Annotated in this window: 16 protein-coding genes and 1 tRNA gene; 9 read left to right on the forward strand and 8 right to left on the reverse strand. The window is 52.8% G+C overall.

The genetic code is table 11. The features are described 5' to 3' along the window. Window positions 1-199 precede the first annotated feature (199 nt). Together CEK60_RS08515 and CEK60_RS08520 are read left to right on the forward strand one after the other, a co-directional pair. A complete protein-coding gene (locus tag CEK60_RS08515) occupies window positions 200-451 on the forward strand; it encodes an Arm DNA-binding domain-containing protein (RefSeq protein WP_089038652.1) in 252 nt (83 codons plus the stop codon). A gap of 326 nt (window positions 452-777) precedes the next feature. Beyond that, window positions 778-2,178, forward strand: coding sequence for an aminotransferase-like domain-containing protein (locus CEK60_RS08520; protein ID WP_198361480.1), 1,401 nt, complete (start codon window positions 778-780; stop codon window positions 2,176-2,178). A 6-nt stretch (window positions 2,179-2,184) separates the two neighbouring features. On the opposite strand, the gene panB is transcribed toward CEK60_RS08520, so the two are convergent. Continuing rightward, on the reverse strand, window positions 2,185-3,000 hold the full coding sequence (gene panB, locus CEK60_RS08525) for a 3-methyl-2-oxobutanoate hydroxymethyltransferase (protein ID WP_089038653.1): 816 nt from the start codon (window positions 2,998-3,000) through the stop codon (window positions 2,185-2,187). A 322-nt stretch (window positions 3,001-3,322) separates the two neighbouring features. Between panB and CEK60_RS08530 the strand changes: the two genes are divergently transcribed. The 5 genes from CEK60_RS08530 (at window position 3,323) to CEK60_RS08540 (ending at window position 5,999) form a co-directional block, all read left to right on the forward strand. Further along, window positions 3,323-3,664, forward strand: a complete 342-nt coding sequence (locus CEK60_RS08530) for a hypothetical protein (RefSeq protein WP_198361481.1) — start codon at window positions 3,323-3,325, stop codon at window positions 3,662-3,664. 22 nt (window positions 3,665-3,686) lie between these two features. Then, window positions 3,687-4,013: a hypothetical protein gene (locus tag CEK60_RS22380; RefSeq protein WP_198361482.1), complete on the forward strand. Its 327-nt coding sequence runs from the start codon at window positions 3,687-3,689 to the stop codon at window positions 4,011-4,013. Between the two features lie 24 nt (window positions 4,014-4,037). Beyond that, window positions 4,038-4,250, forward strand: a complete 213-nt coding sequence (locus CEK60_RS22385) for an amidase family protein (protein ID WP_342760377.1) — start codon at window positions 4,038-4,040, stop codon at window positions 4,248-4,250. Window positions 4,251-4,311: 61 nt separating this feature from the next. Further along, window positions 4,312-5,409 (forward strand): OprD family outer membrane porin, encoded by a 1,098-nt coding sequence (locus tag CEK60_RS08535; RefSeq protein WP_198361484.1) that lies wholly within the window; start codon window positions 4,312-4,314, stop codon window positions 5,407-5,409. 513 nt (window positions 5,410-5,922) lie between these two features. Continuing rightward, a tRNA-Met gene (locus CEK60_RS08540) sits at window positions 5,923-5,999 on the forward strand. A 64-nt stretch (window positions 6,000-6,063) separates the two neighbouring features. Here CEK60_RS08540 and CEK60_RS08545 read toward each other — a convergent pair. After that, a complete protein-coding gene (locus CEK60_RS08545; protein WP_089038654.1) occupies window positions 6,064-7,368 on the reverse strand; it encodes a M18 family aminopeptidase in 1,305 nt (434 codons plus the stop codon). Between the two features lie 138 nt (window positions 7,369-7,506). On the opposite strand from CEK60_RS08545, the gene CEK60_RS08550 reads away from it, so the two are divergent. Then, window positions 7,507-9,606 (forward strand): carboxy terminal-processing peptidase, encoded by a 2,100-nt coding sequence (locus CEK60_RS08550; RefSeq protein ID WP_089038655.1) that lies wholly within the window; start codon window positions 7,507-7,509, stop codon window positions 9,604-9,606. 156 nt (window positions 9,607-9,762) lie between these two features. Here CEK60_RS08550 and CEK60_RS08555 read toward each other — a convergent pair whose 3' ends face one another. From CEK60_RS08555 to CEK60_RS08570, 4 genes are read right to left on the reverse strand one after another with little or no spacing between them, the layout of a single operon-like run. Continuing rightward, complete coding sequence (locus CEK60_RS08555; protein WP_089038656.1) at window positions 9,763-10,422, reverse strand: potassium channel family protein; 660 nt, start codon at window positions 10,420-10,422, stop codon at window positions 9,763-9,765. Continuing rightward, entirely contained in the window at window positions 10,419-11,600 is a 1,182-nt protein-coding gene (locus CEK60_RS08560) for a low temperature requirement protein A (protein WP_089038657.1), read from the reverse strand. Before CEK60_RS08560 ends, CEK60_RS08555 begins: the two co-directional genes overlap by 4 nt. A gap of 48 nt (window positions 11,601-11,648) precedes the next feature. After that, window positions 11,649-11,900, reverse strand: coding sequence for a hypothetical protein (locus CEK60_RS08565; protein WP_089038658.1), 252 nt, complete (start codon window positions 11,898-11,900; stop codon window positions 11,649-11,651). Between the two features lie 59 nt (window positions 11,901-11,959). Beyond that, window positions 11,960-12,733 (reverse strand): SDR family oxidoreductase, encoded by a 774-nt coding sequence (locus CEK60_RS08570; RefSeq protein ID WP_089038659.1) that lies wholly within the window; start codon window positions 12,731-12,733, stop codon window positions 11,960-11,962. Window positions 12,734-12,878: 145 nt separating this feature from the next. On the opposite strand from CEK60_RS08570, the gene CEK60_RS08575 reads away from it, so the two are divergent. After that, window positions 12,879-13,805 carry a LysR family transcriptional regulator gene (locus CEK60_RS08575; RefSeq protein WP_198361485.1) on the forward strand — a complete coding sequence of 309 codons (927 nt, stop codon included), beginning with the start codon at window positions 12,879-12,881 and terminating at the stop codon, window positions 13,803-13,805. On the opposite strand, the gene CEK60_RS08580 is transcribed toward CEK60_RS08575, so the two are convergent. Both CEK60_RS08580 and CEK60_RS08585 read right to left on the reverse strand, forming a co-directional pair. Continuing rightward, window positions 13,797-14,159 (reverse strand): metalloregulator ArsR/SmtB family transcription factor, encoded by a 363-nt coding sequence (locus CEK60_RS08580; RefSeq protein ID WP_089038661.1) that lies wholly within the window; start codon window positions 14,157-14,159, stop codon window positions 13,797-13,799. The genes CEK60_RS08575 and CEK60_RS08580 overlap by 9 nt on opposite strands. Before the next feature lie 471 nt (window positions 14,160-14,630). Then, a complete protein-coding gene (locus tag CEK60_RS08585; RefSeq protein ID WP_089038662.1) occupies window positions 14,631-16,457 on the reverse strand; it encodes an AAA family ATPase in 1,827 nt (608 codons plus the stop codon). Window positions 16,458-16,749 lie beyond the last annotated feature (292 nt).

Genomic DNA, 16,749 nt, shown 5'->3' on the forward strand with positions numbered 1-16,749 from the left:
CAGGTGATTGCTTAGAGTTGCGAGACAGTCCTTTAATCACCCCGAAAGCCCCCATATATGGGGGCTTTCGCGTTTATACACCTTGCATAAAATTGCATGATCATACAGAGAAAAAGCGACTACACCGGTGTATATGATTCTTGGACAGCGCGATTTTAGGTGTATACGATGAAAGGATCCTGAGAAATCGAGTCATTCCATGCTCACCGACGCTCACTGCTGGGCTGCAAAACCCAGAGACAAGCTGTACCGCATCAACGATGCCCGGGGCCTCTACCTTGAGGTCAAGCCTAACGGGGTGCGAGCATGGCGATATCGATTCAAATTGAGCGGCAAGGCTTCGTGGTTCGCCCTAGGCGATTATCCAGACACCTCGCTGGCTAATGCTCGTGATAAGTGTAACGATGACCGTGGATTCACACGGACCTCAGTAAACTCAAAATCCCCGTAATCACTTGCTGATACGGGGATTTTGTTTATTGGGCTCGCCCCCCTCCTCCATTGTGATCCGGAATGTTGATGGGGTGGGACTCCTCAGCAGCCTGTCCGGCAAGCTGGGGCACGCCGCCGAGTTATGCAAGAATGATTGTATTGGCAATCACTACAGGGATTGAAGAGCATGCCATTTCCTCTCAAACGTCGTCTGGTTTTGCTTGATGTCATGGCCATGAGGTCCAGAATCATCGCTGGACTTGAACATCAGGAAAGAAAAACCTCAGGCATGTCACGCCAGGTCTCCAGCGTTGACGTGAAGTGGGCACACAGGATTTTCAGCAAGTGAGCCTGGATACAACCAAAGATGCTTTCTTCGCCTATCAGGCTGTGTACCGCTATCTCGTCGAGTTGATCGAGACCGCCAATTCGGAACATGAACAGAAATTGCCGTCCTTGCGGCAACTGGCCCAGCGCCTGAACGTGTCGGTGTCGACGACCAAGTACGCCTATTCCCTTCTCGAGGACGAGGGGCGGATCTATGCCAAACCCAAATTCGGTTATTTCACCAAGGCGAGGCCGGCCCCCTTATTGAGCGAGGGCTCGCCCAATCTGCTGGACAACGTATTCTCCAATGCACGCCAGCCGGGGATGCTAGCCCTTAGTAGCGACGCGCCAGCGATGCTGTTGTCGCTGGAAAACCCATTGTTGATGATGGAGCGCGAACTGGCCCGGCAATACCCCCGATCCCATGCACCACTCTATCAGCCGTTCGGGGAGCCCGAGTTACGCGGTGCTCTGGCCGACCGCTACACCAGTTCCACGCACTGCTACTGGCAGGCCGAGCATGTATATATTGGCTCGGACCTGCACAGTGTGCTGGAGTTATCCCTCAGTGCCCTGAATCTGGGTGGCACTGTGGCGTTGGTGGAATCGCCGTGTTCATGGGCGATCCTACGCCAGTTGCAAGCAGCAAAGATTCGCGTGATCGAAGTGCCCCTCGGCGAGGATGGACGTTTCAACTTGCCCGCACTCAATGATTTGCTCAGGCGTGAGCCCATCCGGCTGGCGGTGCTGTCGTCCACCGTGAACATTCCCCAAGGCAACCTGATGCCGGCGCAGGATAAGCAGCAGATCTGTCGATGGTTGGCGGAGCGGGATGTCTGGCTGTTCGAAAATGACAGCTACGGCGAGTTCTATTTTTCCCCCAATCCCGCTCGCTATCGCGACTTTGCCGACCCGGAAAAGCTGCTGGTGTTTTCGACCTTCGACAAAATCATTGGCTCGGAAGCGCCTTATGGTTATGTGCTGTGTCGCCGACACCGGCCTCAGTTGCATCGTCTGTTCCTGGAACGGGCATTTCGTCTGTCGCCGATCCGTCAGAAAGCAATCGCCAAACTCTTCAGTTCCAAGCGCATCGATCAGCATTTGATGGTGCTGCGGGCCATGCTGCTGGACCGCATGAAACGGATGGAGGCTCTGCTGGAGGAACATGGTGATGGCCAGTTACGGATTGTCGCCCCGCAAGGCGGCGCGACCTTCTGGCTCGAAGCCCTGCGCTCGGTGGACATGCGACGGGTGTTCGAGCGCTTGTTGGCCCAGCGCATCGTTATCGCCCCCGGGGAAATCTTCAGCCAGCAGGGGGCCTGGCGGCATCACGTGCGCTTGAGCTACACTCTCGACTGGAGCAAGGATATCCCCCAGGCCCTGAAGAAACTGGCCCAGGCTATCAGCGAAGAGTACTAGACATGCCTAGAGCCCATAGCAATGCCGCGATTCAGGGAATCGGCCATCGCGCACTTCTTCAGCAAAACGCTCACAAGCGTCGCGAATAACCGCGCCGACATCGGCGTACTGTTTGACGAAGCGCGGTACCTGCTCACCGCCCAAACCCAGCACGTCTTCGGTCACCAACACCTGGCCGTCGCAAGCCGGTGAGGCGCCGATGCCGATGGTGGGTATTTTCGAATCCAGGGTAATTTGCCGAGCGACACCTTCGGCCACACCCTCGAGCAACAGACTGAAAGCTCCAGCTTCGAGGTTGGCCCGGGCATCTTCGGCAATTACCGCGCCGGTTTCGGTGGTCAGGCCCTGGGCCTTGAATCCCCCCATGACATTGACGAACTGCGGCATCAGCCCGACGTGGGCCATGACCGGAATACCACGTGCCACCAAAAACTCGATGGTACCCGCCAGAGCCTTATTGGTTTCCAGCTTGACGGCATCGCAACCGGTGCGCGCCAGGACCTGGGCGCAATTGCGAAAGGCCTGCTCGCTAGATTCCTGATAGCTGCCGAACGGCATGTCGGCGATGACACAAGACAGGCGTGTGCTGTCGACTACGGCCCGGGTATGGCCGATGATTTCTTCGAGCTGCATGCTCAGCGTCGAGGCCCGACCATAACCGACCATTGCAGTAGAGTCACCGACCAGGATGAAGTCGACGATAGGGTCGATCAGCTTGGCAATAGAGCTGGAGTACGCCGTCAGGGATACGATTTTCTGTTGGCCCTTCATCGCGACCAGTTGCGGAACCGTCAATCGTTTAGTACGAGTATGAGTGCTCATAAGTGTCTTCCTGTGATGATTGAAAACCCCACGGGATGGGGCGTCTGTCATTACAACCAGTCTTTCTCCCGTTCACGTCAGGCCTCATGGTCCTGGTGAGGAAGTGTCCGATTATTGGTTAAACGCAAGAAAACTCAATGTACAGATTTGCACTAAAAAGCAACCCAGATGCATTGTCTGGTTGTCCCGTCCGGTAATTGGATGGACCATTGCCGGCTAGATACCTGATGGCATTATTCGAACGACATGGCCTGTTTAAGGGTTTGATCTCGAATGCTGTTTCAGTCGCGAATTTTCATGAGTACCTGTTTAGAGTCCCCTTATGACGGCCCATATTTATCCACAACCTGGTCGCTTTTCCCGGTCTGACCACAAGACCCTGGGTCTGGCGGCGCTGGGTGGTGCACTGGAAATCTACGACTTCATCATCTTTGTGTTCTTCGCCCTGACTCTCAGCCAGTTGTTCTTTCCGCCAGAGATGCCTGAGTGGCTGCGTTTGCTGCAAAGCTTCGGGATTTTCGTCACCGGCTATCTGGCACGCCCGCTGGGCGGCATCCTGATGGCGCACTTCGCTGATCGAGTGGGACGCAAGCGGCGTGTTCAGTCTGAGCATTCTGATGATGGCCTTGCCCTGCCTGCTGATCGGGATCATGTCGACCTATGAATAGATCGGTTATTGGGCTCCCTTGATCCTGCTGCTATTGCGGGTGCTGCAAGGAGCCCCGGTGGGTGGCGAAGTGCCGAGCGCCTGGGTGTTCGTGGCCGAGCATGCCCCAGTCGGGCATCGTGGCTATGCCCTGGGTGTGTTGCAGGCCCTGAGCCCCGAGCGGCTCGACCAAGCCTTGCCCTACATACGCGACTGGGCGGCGGCGGCCGAGAGCCTGACCGCCGTGCAGGCAGTCGAGGGGTTCAACCAGACGTTCGAAATCCGACGCCGAGCAGCCGAAATCTTTCATGATGTCGATCTGGTGTTGCCTTCGACGAACCAGGTCAGCTCCTTTTCGGCAGAATAGGCTTCACCTACCAATGACCCACGCCTGCCGTTCGCGCACATCGTCTTTACCGTGCCCTGGAACATGGGTGAGCAACTGGCGCTATCGATCAACTGCGGCTTTACCGACCAAGGCATGCCGATCGGCCTGCAGATGATCGTCTCACGCTTCGCTGATCAGTGGTTGCTTCAGCTCGGTAAAGCCTATGAAAACTGGCGCGGCACGATTCGACACTGGCCCAAACCGCCGTCTCACTGAAAACGTTTTGTTGTCCTGCGGGAGCGTGCGGCTGCTTTTTTTCCTCTAGAGATTTATCGAAATGGATTTTCGTGTACTTCTGATGGCCGGCGTAGCCGTCGGCAGCCCTTTGCTTGCCATCGCGGGCGAAGCGGTGACCAAGCAAGATGAGGCTCCGGGATTTATCGACGGCAGCCATTTGAGGCAGAACTTGCGCCATTACTATGCCAACCAGCACACCCGACGCTCTACCTATCTAAGGATCAAGAAAGCCGATGGCCTGGAGCAGACCCGCATCCGTGAAACCTGGGTGCAAACCGCGATGCTCAACTACAGCTCCGGATATACCCAGGGGCCGATCGGCTTCGGGCTGGACGCCTCATTGTTCAGTGCTGTCAATCTGGAGCGAGGACATGGGCGTGTCGCCAATGGCGGCGATCGAGTGCTGGTTGATAGCGACGGCGATGCGGTGCCGACCTGGAGCCGATTGGGGGTCGGTGATCTGCGGTTGCGTTTTTCCAGTACTGAAATAAAGGCCGGGCGCTTGCTCACCGACAACCCTATTCTGCGCTACAAGGATAATCGCGCCCTGCCCTCGAGCTTTCAGGGCGTGGGACTGTTCATTAATGAAGCCGATTGGTTGTCATTGCAGGCTGGCAGCTTCGACCGGGCGATTCCACGCTCCGGTACCGGCAGTGAGAAACTCACCACCACCTTCGGCAACAGGGCGTATTCGGGGTCGCGTATTTCCTATCTCGGCGGGATGACCAAGACCTCTTACGGCCTGGACGTCAGCCTCTACGCTTCACGCTTCGAGGACATGTGGCAGCAGACCTATCTGGCATTGACCCAATTGATCGGGGATCAACGTCAGATAGCGCTCAAGACCGCACTGAATTACTACCATACCGAGGACCAAGGCGAGCAACGCCTGGGCTATATCGACAACGACGCCTTCAGCCTGGCCTTTACCGCATCACATCTGGCCCACAGCCTGACGCTCGCCTGGCAGCAGGTGTATGGCGACGAGTACTTCGACTATGTTTGGGAGTCCACGGGCAATTACATGGCCAACTCGTTGTACTCGGACTATAACGGGCCGAACGAGAAGTCTTGGCAACTGCGCTACGACCTGGATCTGGCGTTCTTAGGGGTGCCAGGCCTGACTACAAGCCTATGAATTGCAACAGCATGCAGAAAAAATCAGCGCACCGCTTTGTTTGAAGCCTTAGACAGCCGGGGAGGGAAACACTCATTGAGCCTCAGTCCTCAGACATCCAACCAAGACTGTGATCTTTGAGAAAAGCCGCTTCTGATGCCAGGCGCCTTTCTCAATCCCTAAAGCTAGTCGTCGAGCTAGATGTCAAACACTTTGATCACGGCTGTGGTGAGAGCATCAAAATTTCTAGTCAGATTAAATCGCTCGACGCGACGGCTGATCGCCTAGAGATAGTAATTAACCTCGTTCGATTCTTAAGGCATTGCACGCGTTTCCGTTATTGAAAACACTTGCTCTCTACAATATCCCTCCAAGCACTCGAAATGATTTTACGAGCAGAGGGACCAGCGCTAAAGATGTAGACAAAAATATATTTCTACCTGATTTAACTGCTGACCAGTCGCCGCGTAATAAACAAAAAAAGAAACACTTGACGAACAACGGGCTACTGAGTAATATTCGCCCCCGTTGAATGGCTACGTAGCTCAGCTGGTTAGAGCACATCACTCATAATGATGGGGTCCCCTGTTCAAATCAGGGCGTAGCCACCACACGAATATTGAAAGCCCGCTGACTGAGTCAGCGGGCTTTTTTCGTTATTGATCAGTAATGTACTCAGCACAACTCAGAACGATTCAAAAACACCGTCAACGCCTGGGTCAAATAATCAACATCTCGGGTACCTGCTGTTTCACGTACTGAATGCATTGCCCACTGAGGAAGCCCTACATCAATCGTCGGCACACCCACCTCAGTAGCCGTAATCGGCCCAATAGTGCTACCACAACCCATATCTGAACGAGTAACAAACGACTGCACGGGCACATCTGCCTCACGGCACACATCCCGAAACAGCGCCCCCGTTACACTATTAGTGGCATAACGCTGATTAGCATTTACCTTAATAACTGGACCACCATTAATAGCAGGGCCATGACGTTCATCGTGTTTATCTTGGAAATTTGGGTGTAAAGCGTGAGCGTTATCGCATGAAATCATAAGCGATGACTGAATCAGCTGAATCAGCGACTCTTCAGTAGCACCACCTACCTGGGCATTTAAACGCTTCAGCACATCACCCAAGAAAGGCCCCTGAGCACCGCAGGCACTGGCACTACCCACCTCTTCATGGTCATTGGCTACCAACAAGGCCCCTTGACTAGCATCACACGCTAGCATCGCCTCGAGCCCCACAAAACACGACAATAAGTTGTCTAGCCGCGCACTGGCGACCAACTCCTGACGCAACCCTACCAGCGATGGCGGTTGTACGTCATAAAACCCCAACTCAAAGTCAACGACTTCCACAGCACGCAGGCCATGCTGCTCTTCCAACCAATCAGCCAATAAGTCGCTAAGCTGCGCGCTATCACTCTGCATGACAACAGGCGACATTTGCGTTTGTGGGTTAATAACACGCCCAGCGTTAACATCGCGGTCTAAATGAATCGCCAAACTAGGCACCATGGCAATCGGCCGGTCCACATTTAGCAGCACACTTTCTAAATGACCATCAGCGTGACGTACATGCACACGCCCTGCCAACCCCAAGTCGCGATCAAACCACGGGGCTAACAACACACCACCATATATTTGAACCCCTAACTGCAACCATCCCGCGGCATACTGGGTAGCATTGGGCTTTAAACGCAGCCCCGGGCTGTCAGTATGCGCACCTAACATGCGCAGGCTGGCCAACCTCTCAGCAGGCAGTTGAAATGCAATCACTGACGAATCATTGCGCGTCACGTAATAGCGCTTGCCCAGCTCAAGCTGCCAGTTAGCCGTCTCCTCAAGACGCACAAAGCCCGCCTGCTCCAAACGCTCCGCCATACAGCGAGTCGCATGCCAGGGCGTAGGCGACTGGTGCAGAAAATCACATAGCCGCGTCACACGGTCCGCGTTGAAAGCTTCGGACATAGAAATCCTCATAACAGTAATGATTGAGTATCACAGGGTAAATGACCTGCTACAATGCTCCCTCGGCCTACGCAACTCATAGGCTATCTGCGGGTCTAGGGAAGAATAAGTGTACACAAATCCGGGAGAGCTTGACTGATGAGCTTGTTTGCAACGTTTTCGCGCTCGGTCGCCCTTGCTGTGATGCTGGCCATTGCCAGTCCAGCAGCGCTGGCGCAACTTGAGCCGACCGACGAACAACGCCAAGCGGCAGAGGAAATAGCGGATTCACTTCGCTATGGGCATTATGCCGATATTAACTTCGACGAGCAGTGGTCAGCGGAAGCTTTCCAACGCTATCTAGACATTCTAGACGGCCAGCGCTCTTACCTATTGAGCCGCGACATAGAGCCTTACCGCCACTTAGAGCGCGACATGGCTGAAGCACTTTTCGATGGTGATCTTGACGATGCATTTGCACTCTATAATCGTCTCAGCGAACGCCACACCGCCCGCCTAGAGTGGTTGCTAGAACGCCTTGATGAAGGGCTTTCATTCGAATTCGATAGCGACGAGCGCTTAGAAGTCGATCGCGAAGATGCCCCATGGGCAACCCGCGAAAGTGAATTAGACGAACTCTGGCGTAAACGACTCAAAAACGATGCGCTAACGCTTGCTCTAACCGACCAAGATGACGAGCAGATAGAAAGCAATCTGCGCCAGCGCTATGAAGGACAGCTATCCCGCTTGCGTCAGTCAGAGTCTGAAGACGTCTTTGGGTTAATCATGGCGGCAGCCTCCAGCACTATCGATCCTCACACCAGCTACCTCTCCCCTCGCCAAAGCGAATCGTTTGATATTCAAATGAGCCTTTCACTTGAAGGTATCGGCGCACTGCTTCAAGCCGATAGCGAATACGTCAAGGTCGCCAGCCTGGTTCCCGGTGGCCCTGCCGATCGAGCGGGCGTGCTTGAGCCCGCTGACCGAATTATCGCCGTGGGCCAAGAAGAAGGCGACATGGTCAATGTGGTAGGCATGCGCCTGGACAACGTCGTCGACCTGATTCGCGGCCCTAAAGGCTCCATTGTACGCCTGGACGTGGTGCCTGCCCAAGCAGTGGACATGACCCGCTCTCAAATTGTTGAAATTACTCGCGACACCGTCAGCCTGGAAGATCAGGCAGCGCATAGCGAAGTGATAAACATTGAGCGAGACGGCCAACCTCATCGCATTGGCGTAATTGACGTTCCGACGTTCTACGTCGACTTCGATGCCTGGCAAGCCGGTGAAGATGAGTATCGCAGCACCACCCGCGACGTCGCTCGAGAAATTGAAAGTCTCAAGAAAGAAGGCATTGAAGGTATTGTCCTAGATCTTCGCAATAATGGCGGTGGCGCACTTCAAGAAGCCAACTCCTTGATAGGCCTGTTTATTGACCGAGGCCCCACGGTACAGGTTCGTGATGCCCAAGGCCGCATTCAGCTCTACGGCGACACCGACGCAGGCACGACTTACGACGGGCCACTAACCGTACTGGTTAACCGTCTTTCCGCTTCAGCATCGGAGATTTTTGCTGGCGCTATTCAAGATTATGGCCGTGGCATAGTGGTAGGCGCGCCCACCTTTGGCAAAGGCACTGTGCAAACGCTCAATGATCTTAGTCATGGTCAAATCAAGCTTACCCGTGCCAAGTTTTACCGCATTTCAGGTGATAGCACCCAAAACCGCGGTGTTGAGCCCGACATTATATTCCCCAGCCTGATTGACCCAGAACGCATTGGTGAAAGCAGCCTAGATAATGCTCTTGCTTGGGATACCGTGCAGAACGTTCAATACCGCCGCTATGGCGCCCCGGAGAACACCCTCGCTGCCCTGACTTCTCAACACCAAGAACGTGCCAAGGAGAATCCTAACTTCCGCTATCTAGAGCGCCAGTCCACTTTGGCTCGCCAGCTACGCGAACAGCACACCAGCGTTAGCCTGAACCGCGAACAGCGTCAACGAGAGCTAGAGGCTCAAGAGGCTGAACAGCTTTCACTTGAAAACCAACGCCGTCGCGCTTTAAACCTGCCAGAGCTGGATGAGTGGATGGATGCGCGCAGTGATAACTCGCAGCCCGAAGGTAGTGACGCGGACGCTGACAACGAGGAGGATAAGGATGAAGACATGCCGGTTGATCGCGCCCATGTACTAGAAGCCGCCGAAATCTTACTCGACTACGCCCATCTTCAGGGCGCACAGCGCATGGCGAAATACTGAGACCCCACCAATGAATGTACCAGTCCATTTTCTGGACTGGTACATTCACATATACCTTTCATAAAGCTTCTTGAGACGGCTTCTGAGTAGATATTACGCTACCCTTTTTGCCAAAACTCTCTTTAAAACCCTCTTTGTCGAAACACTGACTGTTAGCTATTTTGGCTGTGTACTCGTCTGAAGGCCTACTAGGCGCGACAGCAGGATCACCGTATATAGCACGCCAATCATTGCCTCGAAGATCGCAAACGACTGGGCATAGAACCCTTGCGGGGTAATATCACCGTAGCCCACGGTTGTTAGCGTGACATAACTATAATAAAACAGTTGCTGCCAGTTGATCGGCACCCCTGACGACACTACAAAAGAGCCTGGCGCGATCCACTCAATTAGCGAAAAGACTGCAGTAAAGCCCGATCCAATCACCAGATATATCGAAGCGGCAGCCACTAGCACATCAGACATCATCTCGGTCGCGCGGAAGATATAAAGTGCCAGCACCACGCCAATGACAAGATGGTAGGCGATGGAGGTGAGATAAACCGCCAGAGTGGTATAAGCACCTGGAGTATAGGAGTTCGCCAGTCCAGCCACGATCACAGCCGCTCCACTGACAACCGCCAGCGCGCGCAAGCGGCGGTCAGCCAACAGCAAGAAGGTCGCTACGACGAAGATAGAGCCATAAAAAAGATAAAACAGCGCAGGCCAGACACCCTCCGCACCCGATAATGGATAGGTCAAATTGTGCAACAAAATCGCCACTAAAAGGCCAATTGTTACCCGCAAACCGCCAAGCCGAGAGGGAGCACTAGTCATACTGCCGCCCCTTCGCGATGAGCGGTTGCTGCCAGGGTGATCATCACGACCAACATCCCGCCTCCTAACCACAGGCCATTAAGATGCATTGTTAATGCCAGCCAGGCCCAAGCCGCAAGAGCCACCCCGGCAAGCAGATAGCAAACGGGCAGTTTCGAGGCCATGGTGCGATGAAACATTGCCGACCCCACCAAAAAGATCGTTGGACCAGCGAAAGCGAACAACGCCGTTGGGGCATGAATGGCATCATGCGGATGGGCAACAATCAGCTCGATAGCGACAGCCACCACAATAGCACCGCAGACCATTACTCCGTGGGCATAGGCCAGGCCCGCCCGAGCCAGCCGCGTATGATCAGCCGCATGTTCGAAACTGTGCTCACCTGCCTCAGCAAGATGCACGAAATAGATCCACCAAAGTGTAATAATCAACAAAAAGCCGATAGCCGCAGCAGCGATGACACCCGCCCCCAAAGATTGACTAACGAGTAAACCGCCCATAAGCAAGATGGATTCACCAAGCGCAATAATGAAGACTTGCTGGTTACGTTCCAAAAGATGCAGGCCGCGCAAAGGCCAGCTATCCATTGGCGTGGCTCCTTGACCAGGCAACCAAAAACCAACATAGGGCGCGGAATAGTCGATTACTACAGCGATGATCCACAACTCTAACCTAGCGCTTGGAAACACAACGCCTGCAATCCAGAACACGCCCGAGATCGCACTCCATGCACAAAGCTGTGCATAGTTTCGCCCCATCTGTTCGCCACGAAAAACGATGGACATATAGCCCGCGCGTATCAGCGCCATGGCAACATAAGCACCCACGAAAAGGCCTGCACGAGATGAGAAAGCATGCGGGATCGCAATCGCCATCAGCAGTGCGCAAGCCATGAGTACAATCATCAGAACGCGCCCACTGGCATGATCTGGGTCAAGCCAGTTGGTTGCCCATGACGTGTAATTCCACGCCCACCAAGCCGCCGCAAAAAGCGTAACGGCCTCAAGCGCACCTACCCAGTTGTCGTGGGCTAATAGGAAATGCGAAAGCTGAATAATTGCAAAGACATAGACCAAGTCGAAAAACAGCTCAACATTGGTCACACGCGGAGTTTCGCCCGGACCAATATTGCGCAACGCAGCCTTTGGAGCAAGATTGTGAAAAATTGTTGCTTTCATGAAACATTCCTTCTATGATCAATAGCAGCAATCCGCGGCGCTCCTCCCTCAGTTTCTCCGCGACCACAAAATAGCAACAAGCGCAGGTACAGTAAAAACGATCAACATGAACGGCAGCTCCTGCATTACGCTGTAGCCAGCCTGACTAACACCAATCCACATATTGATCGCAGTACAAATTAACCAGACCACGAGATAAACAGGCAAAAGTCGCGCGAACCGTATTGAAGCAATACGAGCAAAGACGACAAAAACCGCCAGCAATACCAATCCAGCGAGGATGACCATAACCGTATGCATGAAACGTCTCCTTTGAATCTAAATAGGTAGCCGGCGGTGATATTCGTCAACCAGCTAATTTATTTGGTGGTATAGCCGCCGTTGACAAGAATCGTCTGACCCGTCATCCACCAGCCATCAGATACCATGAAAAGTATCCAAGGGGCGATGTCTTCAATATCAGTCAGACCGGTTTTAGAGAAAGGCGAAAGTGCCGCAGCTGTCTTATGGTAGGCAACCGCATCCTCTCCTTCAGCAGGGTAAAAGAAAGGCGTATCCATCGGTCCTGGCCCAATCGCAGTAACAGAAATGCCCCGCTCCCCAAGCTCTTTTGATGCCGCCCGAGTAAAGTGCTCGACGGGCGCTTTTAACCCCTCATAAGCCGCATAAAATGGCGTGTAAGCCCCTAGGAGTGATGTTACAAGGGTACAAACCTTGCCATGATCGTTAACGTAGTTACCTGCCTCCTTCAGGAAAAAGAACGCCGCCTTAACATTGACTGCGCATGACTGATCAAAAGCCTCTTCGGTCACTTCTGCCATTGGCCGCTTAACCACCATACCAACGGTATTGATGGCAATATCGGGCCTACCCACTGCAGCAACGGTATCCTGAAAGAGTTTTTCCATGGCTGCCGCACTCGTCAGATCAGCCTGAAATGCGACCGCTTCGGCTCCTGCCGCCCGAATCGATGCCACAGTTTGCTCAGCAGCCTGCTTAGCAGAATCACTGTTGTAGTGAATCGCCACAGCCTTGGCCCCCGCTTTTGCAAATTCTTGCGCGAGCAAGCCACCTAAGTTCTTCGCACCACCAGCGATCAGAACTACTTTACCTTCAATGCTATTATTAGACATCGCTCATCCCTCACGTTAAGTATCATCACCGTTCAGCAGAACGGCTTACGGATAAGATGACGCGTTGTGTGATCATGATAAACATGCGAATATCGACAAGACCTGTCGGAATATACGAACAATAGCAATGGATCGCATCAGGCAAATGCAAATCTTCATCCAAGTGATGGAGAGTGGAAATTTCACGCGGGCAGCTGAGGCACTGGCTATACCTCGCTCTACTGTCTCAACGGAAATCCAAGTATTGGAAGACCGGCTGCAAACGCAGCTTTTGTTTCGCAGCACTCGCAAGGTCGTTCCAACCCAGGATGGTAGGCGGTTTCTAGAAACGGCACAGAACATCGTCGATGCCGTAGCTACCTCCGAGCAGATGTTCCTACCTGGCAACCTGTGTCTAAGCGGTCGACTTCGCGTCGACATTCCTAGCCGTATCGCTCGCAGGCTCGTCTTCCCTGCATTATCAGACTTTATCGCCCAGCACCCTTACCTAACGATTGACATAAGCGCAAGCGATAGGATAGTAGACCTGGTCGCTGACGGCGTCGACTGCGTGTTGCGGCTCGGGGTACTGCTAGATTCAGACCTTGTTTGCCGCCCTCTTGGCGAAGTGGATTTCGTGACCTGTGCCAGCCCCGCCTATTTGGCTCGCCACGGGCTACCAAAGAAGCTTGAGGACCTGAGCTCTCATTTACTGATCAACTACTCTCCCCGGCTTCCGACCTCAACCGCGACGCTGGAATTCCAGCAGGGCGAGCACTTGATAGAAATCAAAATGCGCAGCGCCATTACCGTCGACGGAGCCGAGGCCTATGTCGCGGCAGCCCTGTCTGGGCTGGGCTTAATTCAAGTGCCCGCCTATGATGTACGCCATCTTCTTGAAAGAGGTGAACTCAAGGAGATACTGCCGGACACACCGCCACCATCAATTCCACTCTCATTTTTGTTCACCAAACGACGCAACCTATCCCCCAAAGTGCGAGTTTTTTTACTCTGGCTGGAAAGCATACTTGAGAGGCACGGCGTTATTTCTCAAAGCCCTACACAAAGAGAGAGCATTGACAAGTCAGCATAGCGCTGCCCGCCGCGTCGGCCGATCACCCATCTTAACTAATCGCTGAGTAAGCGTGCTCAACCGCACTGCACTGCCCTCAGCGCCTGCACGAATAACATCTTGCGCCCATCCAGGTAGTTGAGGCGACAAACGATAATAAACCCACTGCCCCTCTCGCTGATCGATTAACAATCCACACTGACGCAACTGGGCCAAATGACGCGACACTTTAGGCTGCGACTCCTCTAGCGCATAGGTCAGTTCACACACGCACAGCGATTGCTCGTTGGCGATCAAGAGCACCAGCATTAACCGTGTCTCGTCACTTAGGCACTTGAACACCTGCAGTGCATTCAGACTGGCAGCATTTCCCACGGACACCTTCCAAAAAAATGATTAGCCAAAACAGTTTATACGCCCCTAACCGGTAGATACAAAAAACTACCCAGAATGCCTTAGAATATTGAGCAAGGACATTGAGTATTATTATAAACAGGTCGTAGGGATGCGAAATGGTCGTTTTAGGCTAGCGACTGCGAGAGAATGCTTACTAAAAAGGTGAGACTGAAAGGCAAGAAAAAACAGAATGGCTCCCCGAGCAAGATCAAAATAAACAACACAAGACTCTGATTTTTAAAAACTAAATATAAAAATAAAGAATACAATATACCACTATGTATACCACAATCCTCGATTGCAACCCGCGTCCAAATTGTCATGCGATAGCATCAATCACTGTTAATTCTTTTCGTGCCATATATGGACTGCTTACGGCCAAAAAGCTGTCTTCCATGAGGCATACATAAATGGCTGCTTTGTTACTTACATTGCAATTCGAAAGATAATTTAGCTCTTCAGTCCAAATGCAGCATTGATATTCTTGAACAAGCGTTCGGCATTTTCAGCGGCGCCTGGTGGTAGGTCACTGATTGTCGACCAGCTGTCGAATTCCTTCAGCATCTCCACAAGCACATTCTTCTTCTTGAGTTCTTTTCCTTGGCGCTGCTTCATGGCAATCTCGACGCGCTTGGCAATTAGGGTCGAGCCATCTTCGGGAAGGTCTTCTAGCCTTAGCGCTAGGCCGTAAGCACGGTTCACGCACTCGAGAAACCATTCGTCCGGAAACAGGTCTTCGATTGCGACGTCGGTTTTCTTCACACCGGCGGCTTTATCAAGCATTAACACCCTAAACTCGTGGCCAGTCTGATCAGCGTAGCCTTTCAGATTCATATCTTTGATCTTCTCGTGTGCTAGATAGCCAGCTTCATCGGTGTCGAGCAACACTCCGGCATCCCACAGTTGACCGATCGCGAACGCTGCATACATCGGCGCTTTAGTTGAGGTCTGCGCGGGCCATATATATATATGATCTGACATGCCAACTTTGTCGCTTTTAGTCAGCAAACCCGAAAGTTTGCTCAAGATCAATGCATCAGTTCCTCCCTCGACAATCAGCACCTTACGGTTACCAAGCATTCCGGAAAGGTCTGGGGTTAGACCGAGAGAACTTTCGATAACCGCCATTGGAGCCGACTGACTGCTCACTACGCCATGCGTAACCCGCAGATGGTGGTCGCTGTCGGTTTCGATGATGCGCACCCGCTCTGGATTCGCTTGGTCGACCATTGATGACAGGTGAGTGGTATACATCACCGTGTTGGTTTCTGATAGGTCTTCAAACACACCCAATAGGTCGCGTTGCCCGCTATAGTGAAGATGGATGCCTGGCTCTTCCAATAAGAGTGTGCAATTCTCAAAGTCACCCTCGGAGGCATGAGTGAACTTCCACGCGAAAGAGACGTACCAACGGAACCCTGTTGAGCGCCGATACAGGCGAACCGGAAAGCCGATTGCCTCATCCTCAGCGAAGATGTTGAGTGTTGGGCCATCTACATCGATATCGAATTTGACTTTCTTCTGCTTCCACAATTTCTGAAACTGTTGAGTCAGGTAGGCAGACGCCGCACGCTTATCAAACTGTCGTAGTGTTCGACCCTCAGCGCTGCTACCCTTCTCAACAAAGTCATCGAGATCGATCTCAGCAAGGTCGAGTACGATCAGGATCGTCTGGTCGTCGGTTGAAAGTTCATGGCGCTTGCCGCCCGCCTTATCTAAACGGCTCTTTAGCTCGTTGAGCTCAACCTGCGCCCCGGAGAATTCATAGTCCTGAATGAGCACAAAACGCGGAACATGCTCACTGGCCCATTCCGACACTTTGACTTTGGAAAGGCCCAAATCTTCAGATGCAATCGTGTTGCCCTCTCTATCATGCAAGTAGAAGCTGGTAACGTAACCATAACAACGACAAGCAAATAGACGAATATCAACTGGTGGCGTGGCGATATTAGCCTCTAGCTCACTGCCACCCTCATCGGTTATTTCTTCCGACGCAAACTCAAACAAGGCTTCGGTTTCACCATCATCAAACTCAAAGTAGGCTTGGGATACCGGCTTGCCATTCGCATTCTTTTTCCCCTTCCAGTCGTCAACCGGCCAGTCCTCGTCTGGGTTGTACTGGGTCTCAACGAAGGAATGCAAACAATACAGAGCCTCAAAAAGGTTACTTTTACCCGCTTCGTTCTGTCCGACGACCGCCGTGACGTTTGTTGTCTTGACCCATCCAGAATCAATGATGTTCCGATAGTTCGAGACACAAAATTTTTCTAACCTCATAAATTTTTCCCAATCTCAAATGCTTGCTTAACTATATATTCAACAAGGTTGATGCGCGAGTCGGCAACCTATGAAAGCCGCCATTCGAACTTCTTGAAGTATTCGGCATTTTGATGTCGTCAACTTCCGCTCCGTTATCAGCAATAGCTTGAAGTACTGCACCCGGCCAAGGGGCGGGCAACGCATTACCACTAAGTTCGAACACAACAACCGTAGCCACAGCGGCTCATTGGGACTGGAAACGCCACGCGTTGACAGTCCAAGTTCCTCTTGAGCCGTTTGTAATGTGCCT

The sequence above is a fragment of the Halomonas sp. N3-2A genome (genome assembly GCF_002216165.1).
Lineage (GTDB): Bacteria > Pseudomonadota > Gammaproteobacteria > Pseudomonadales > Halomonadaceae > Vreelandella.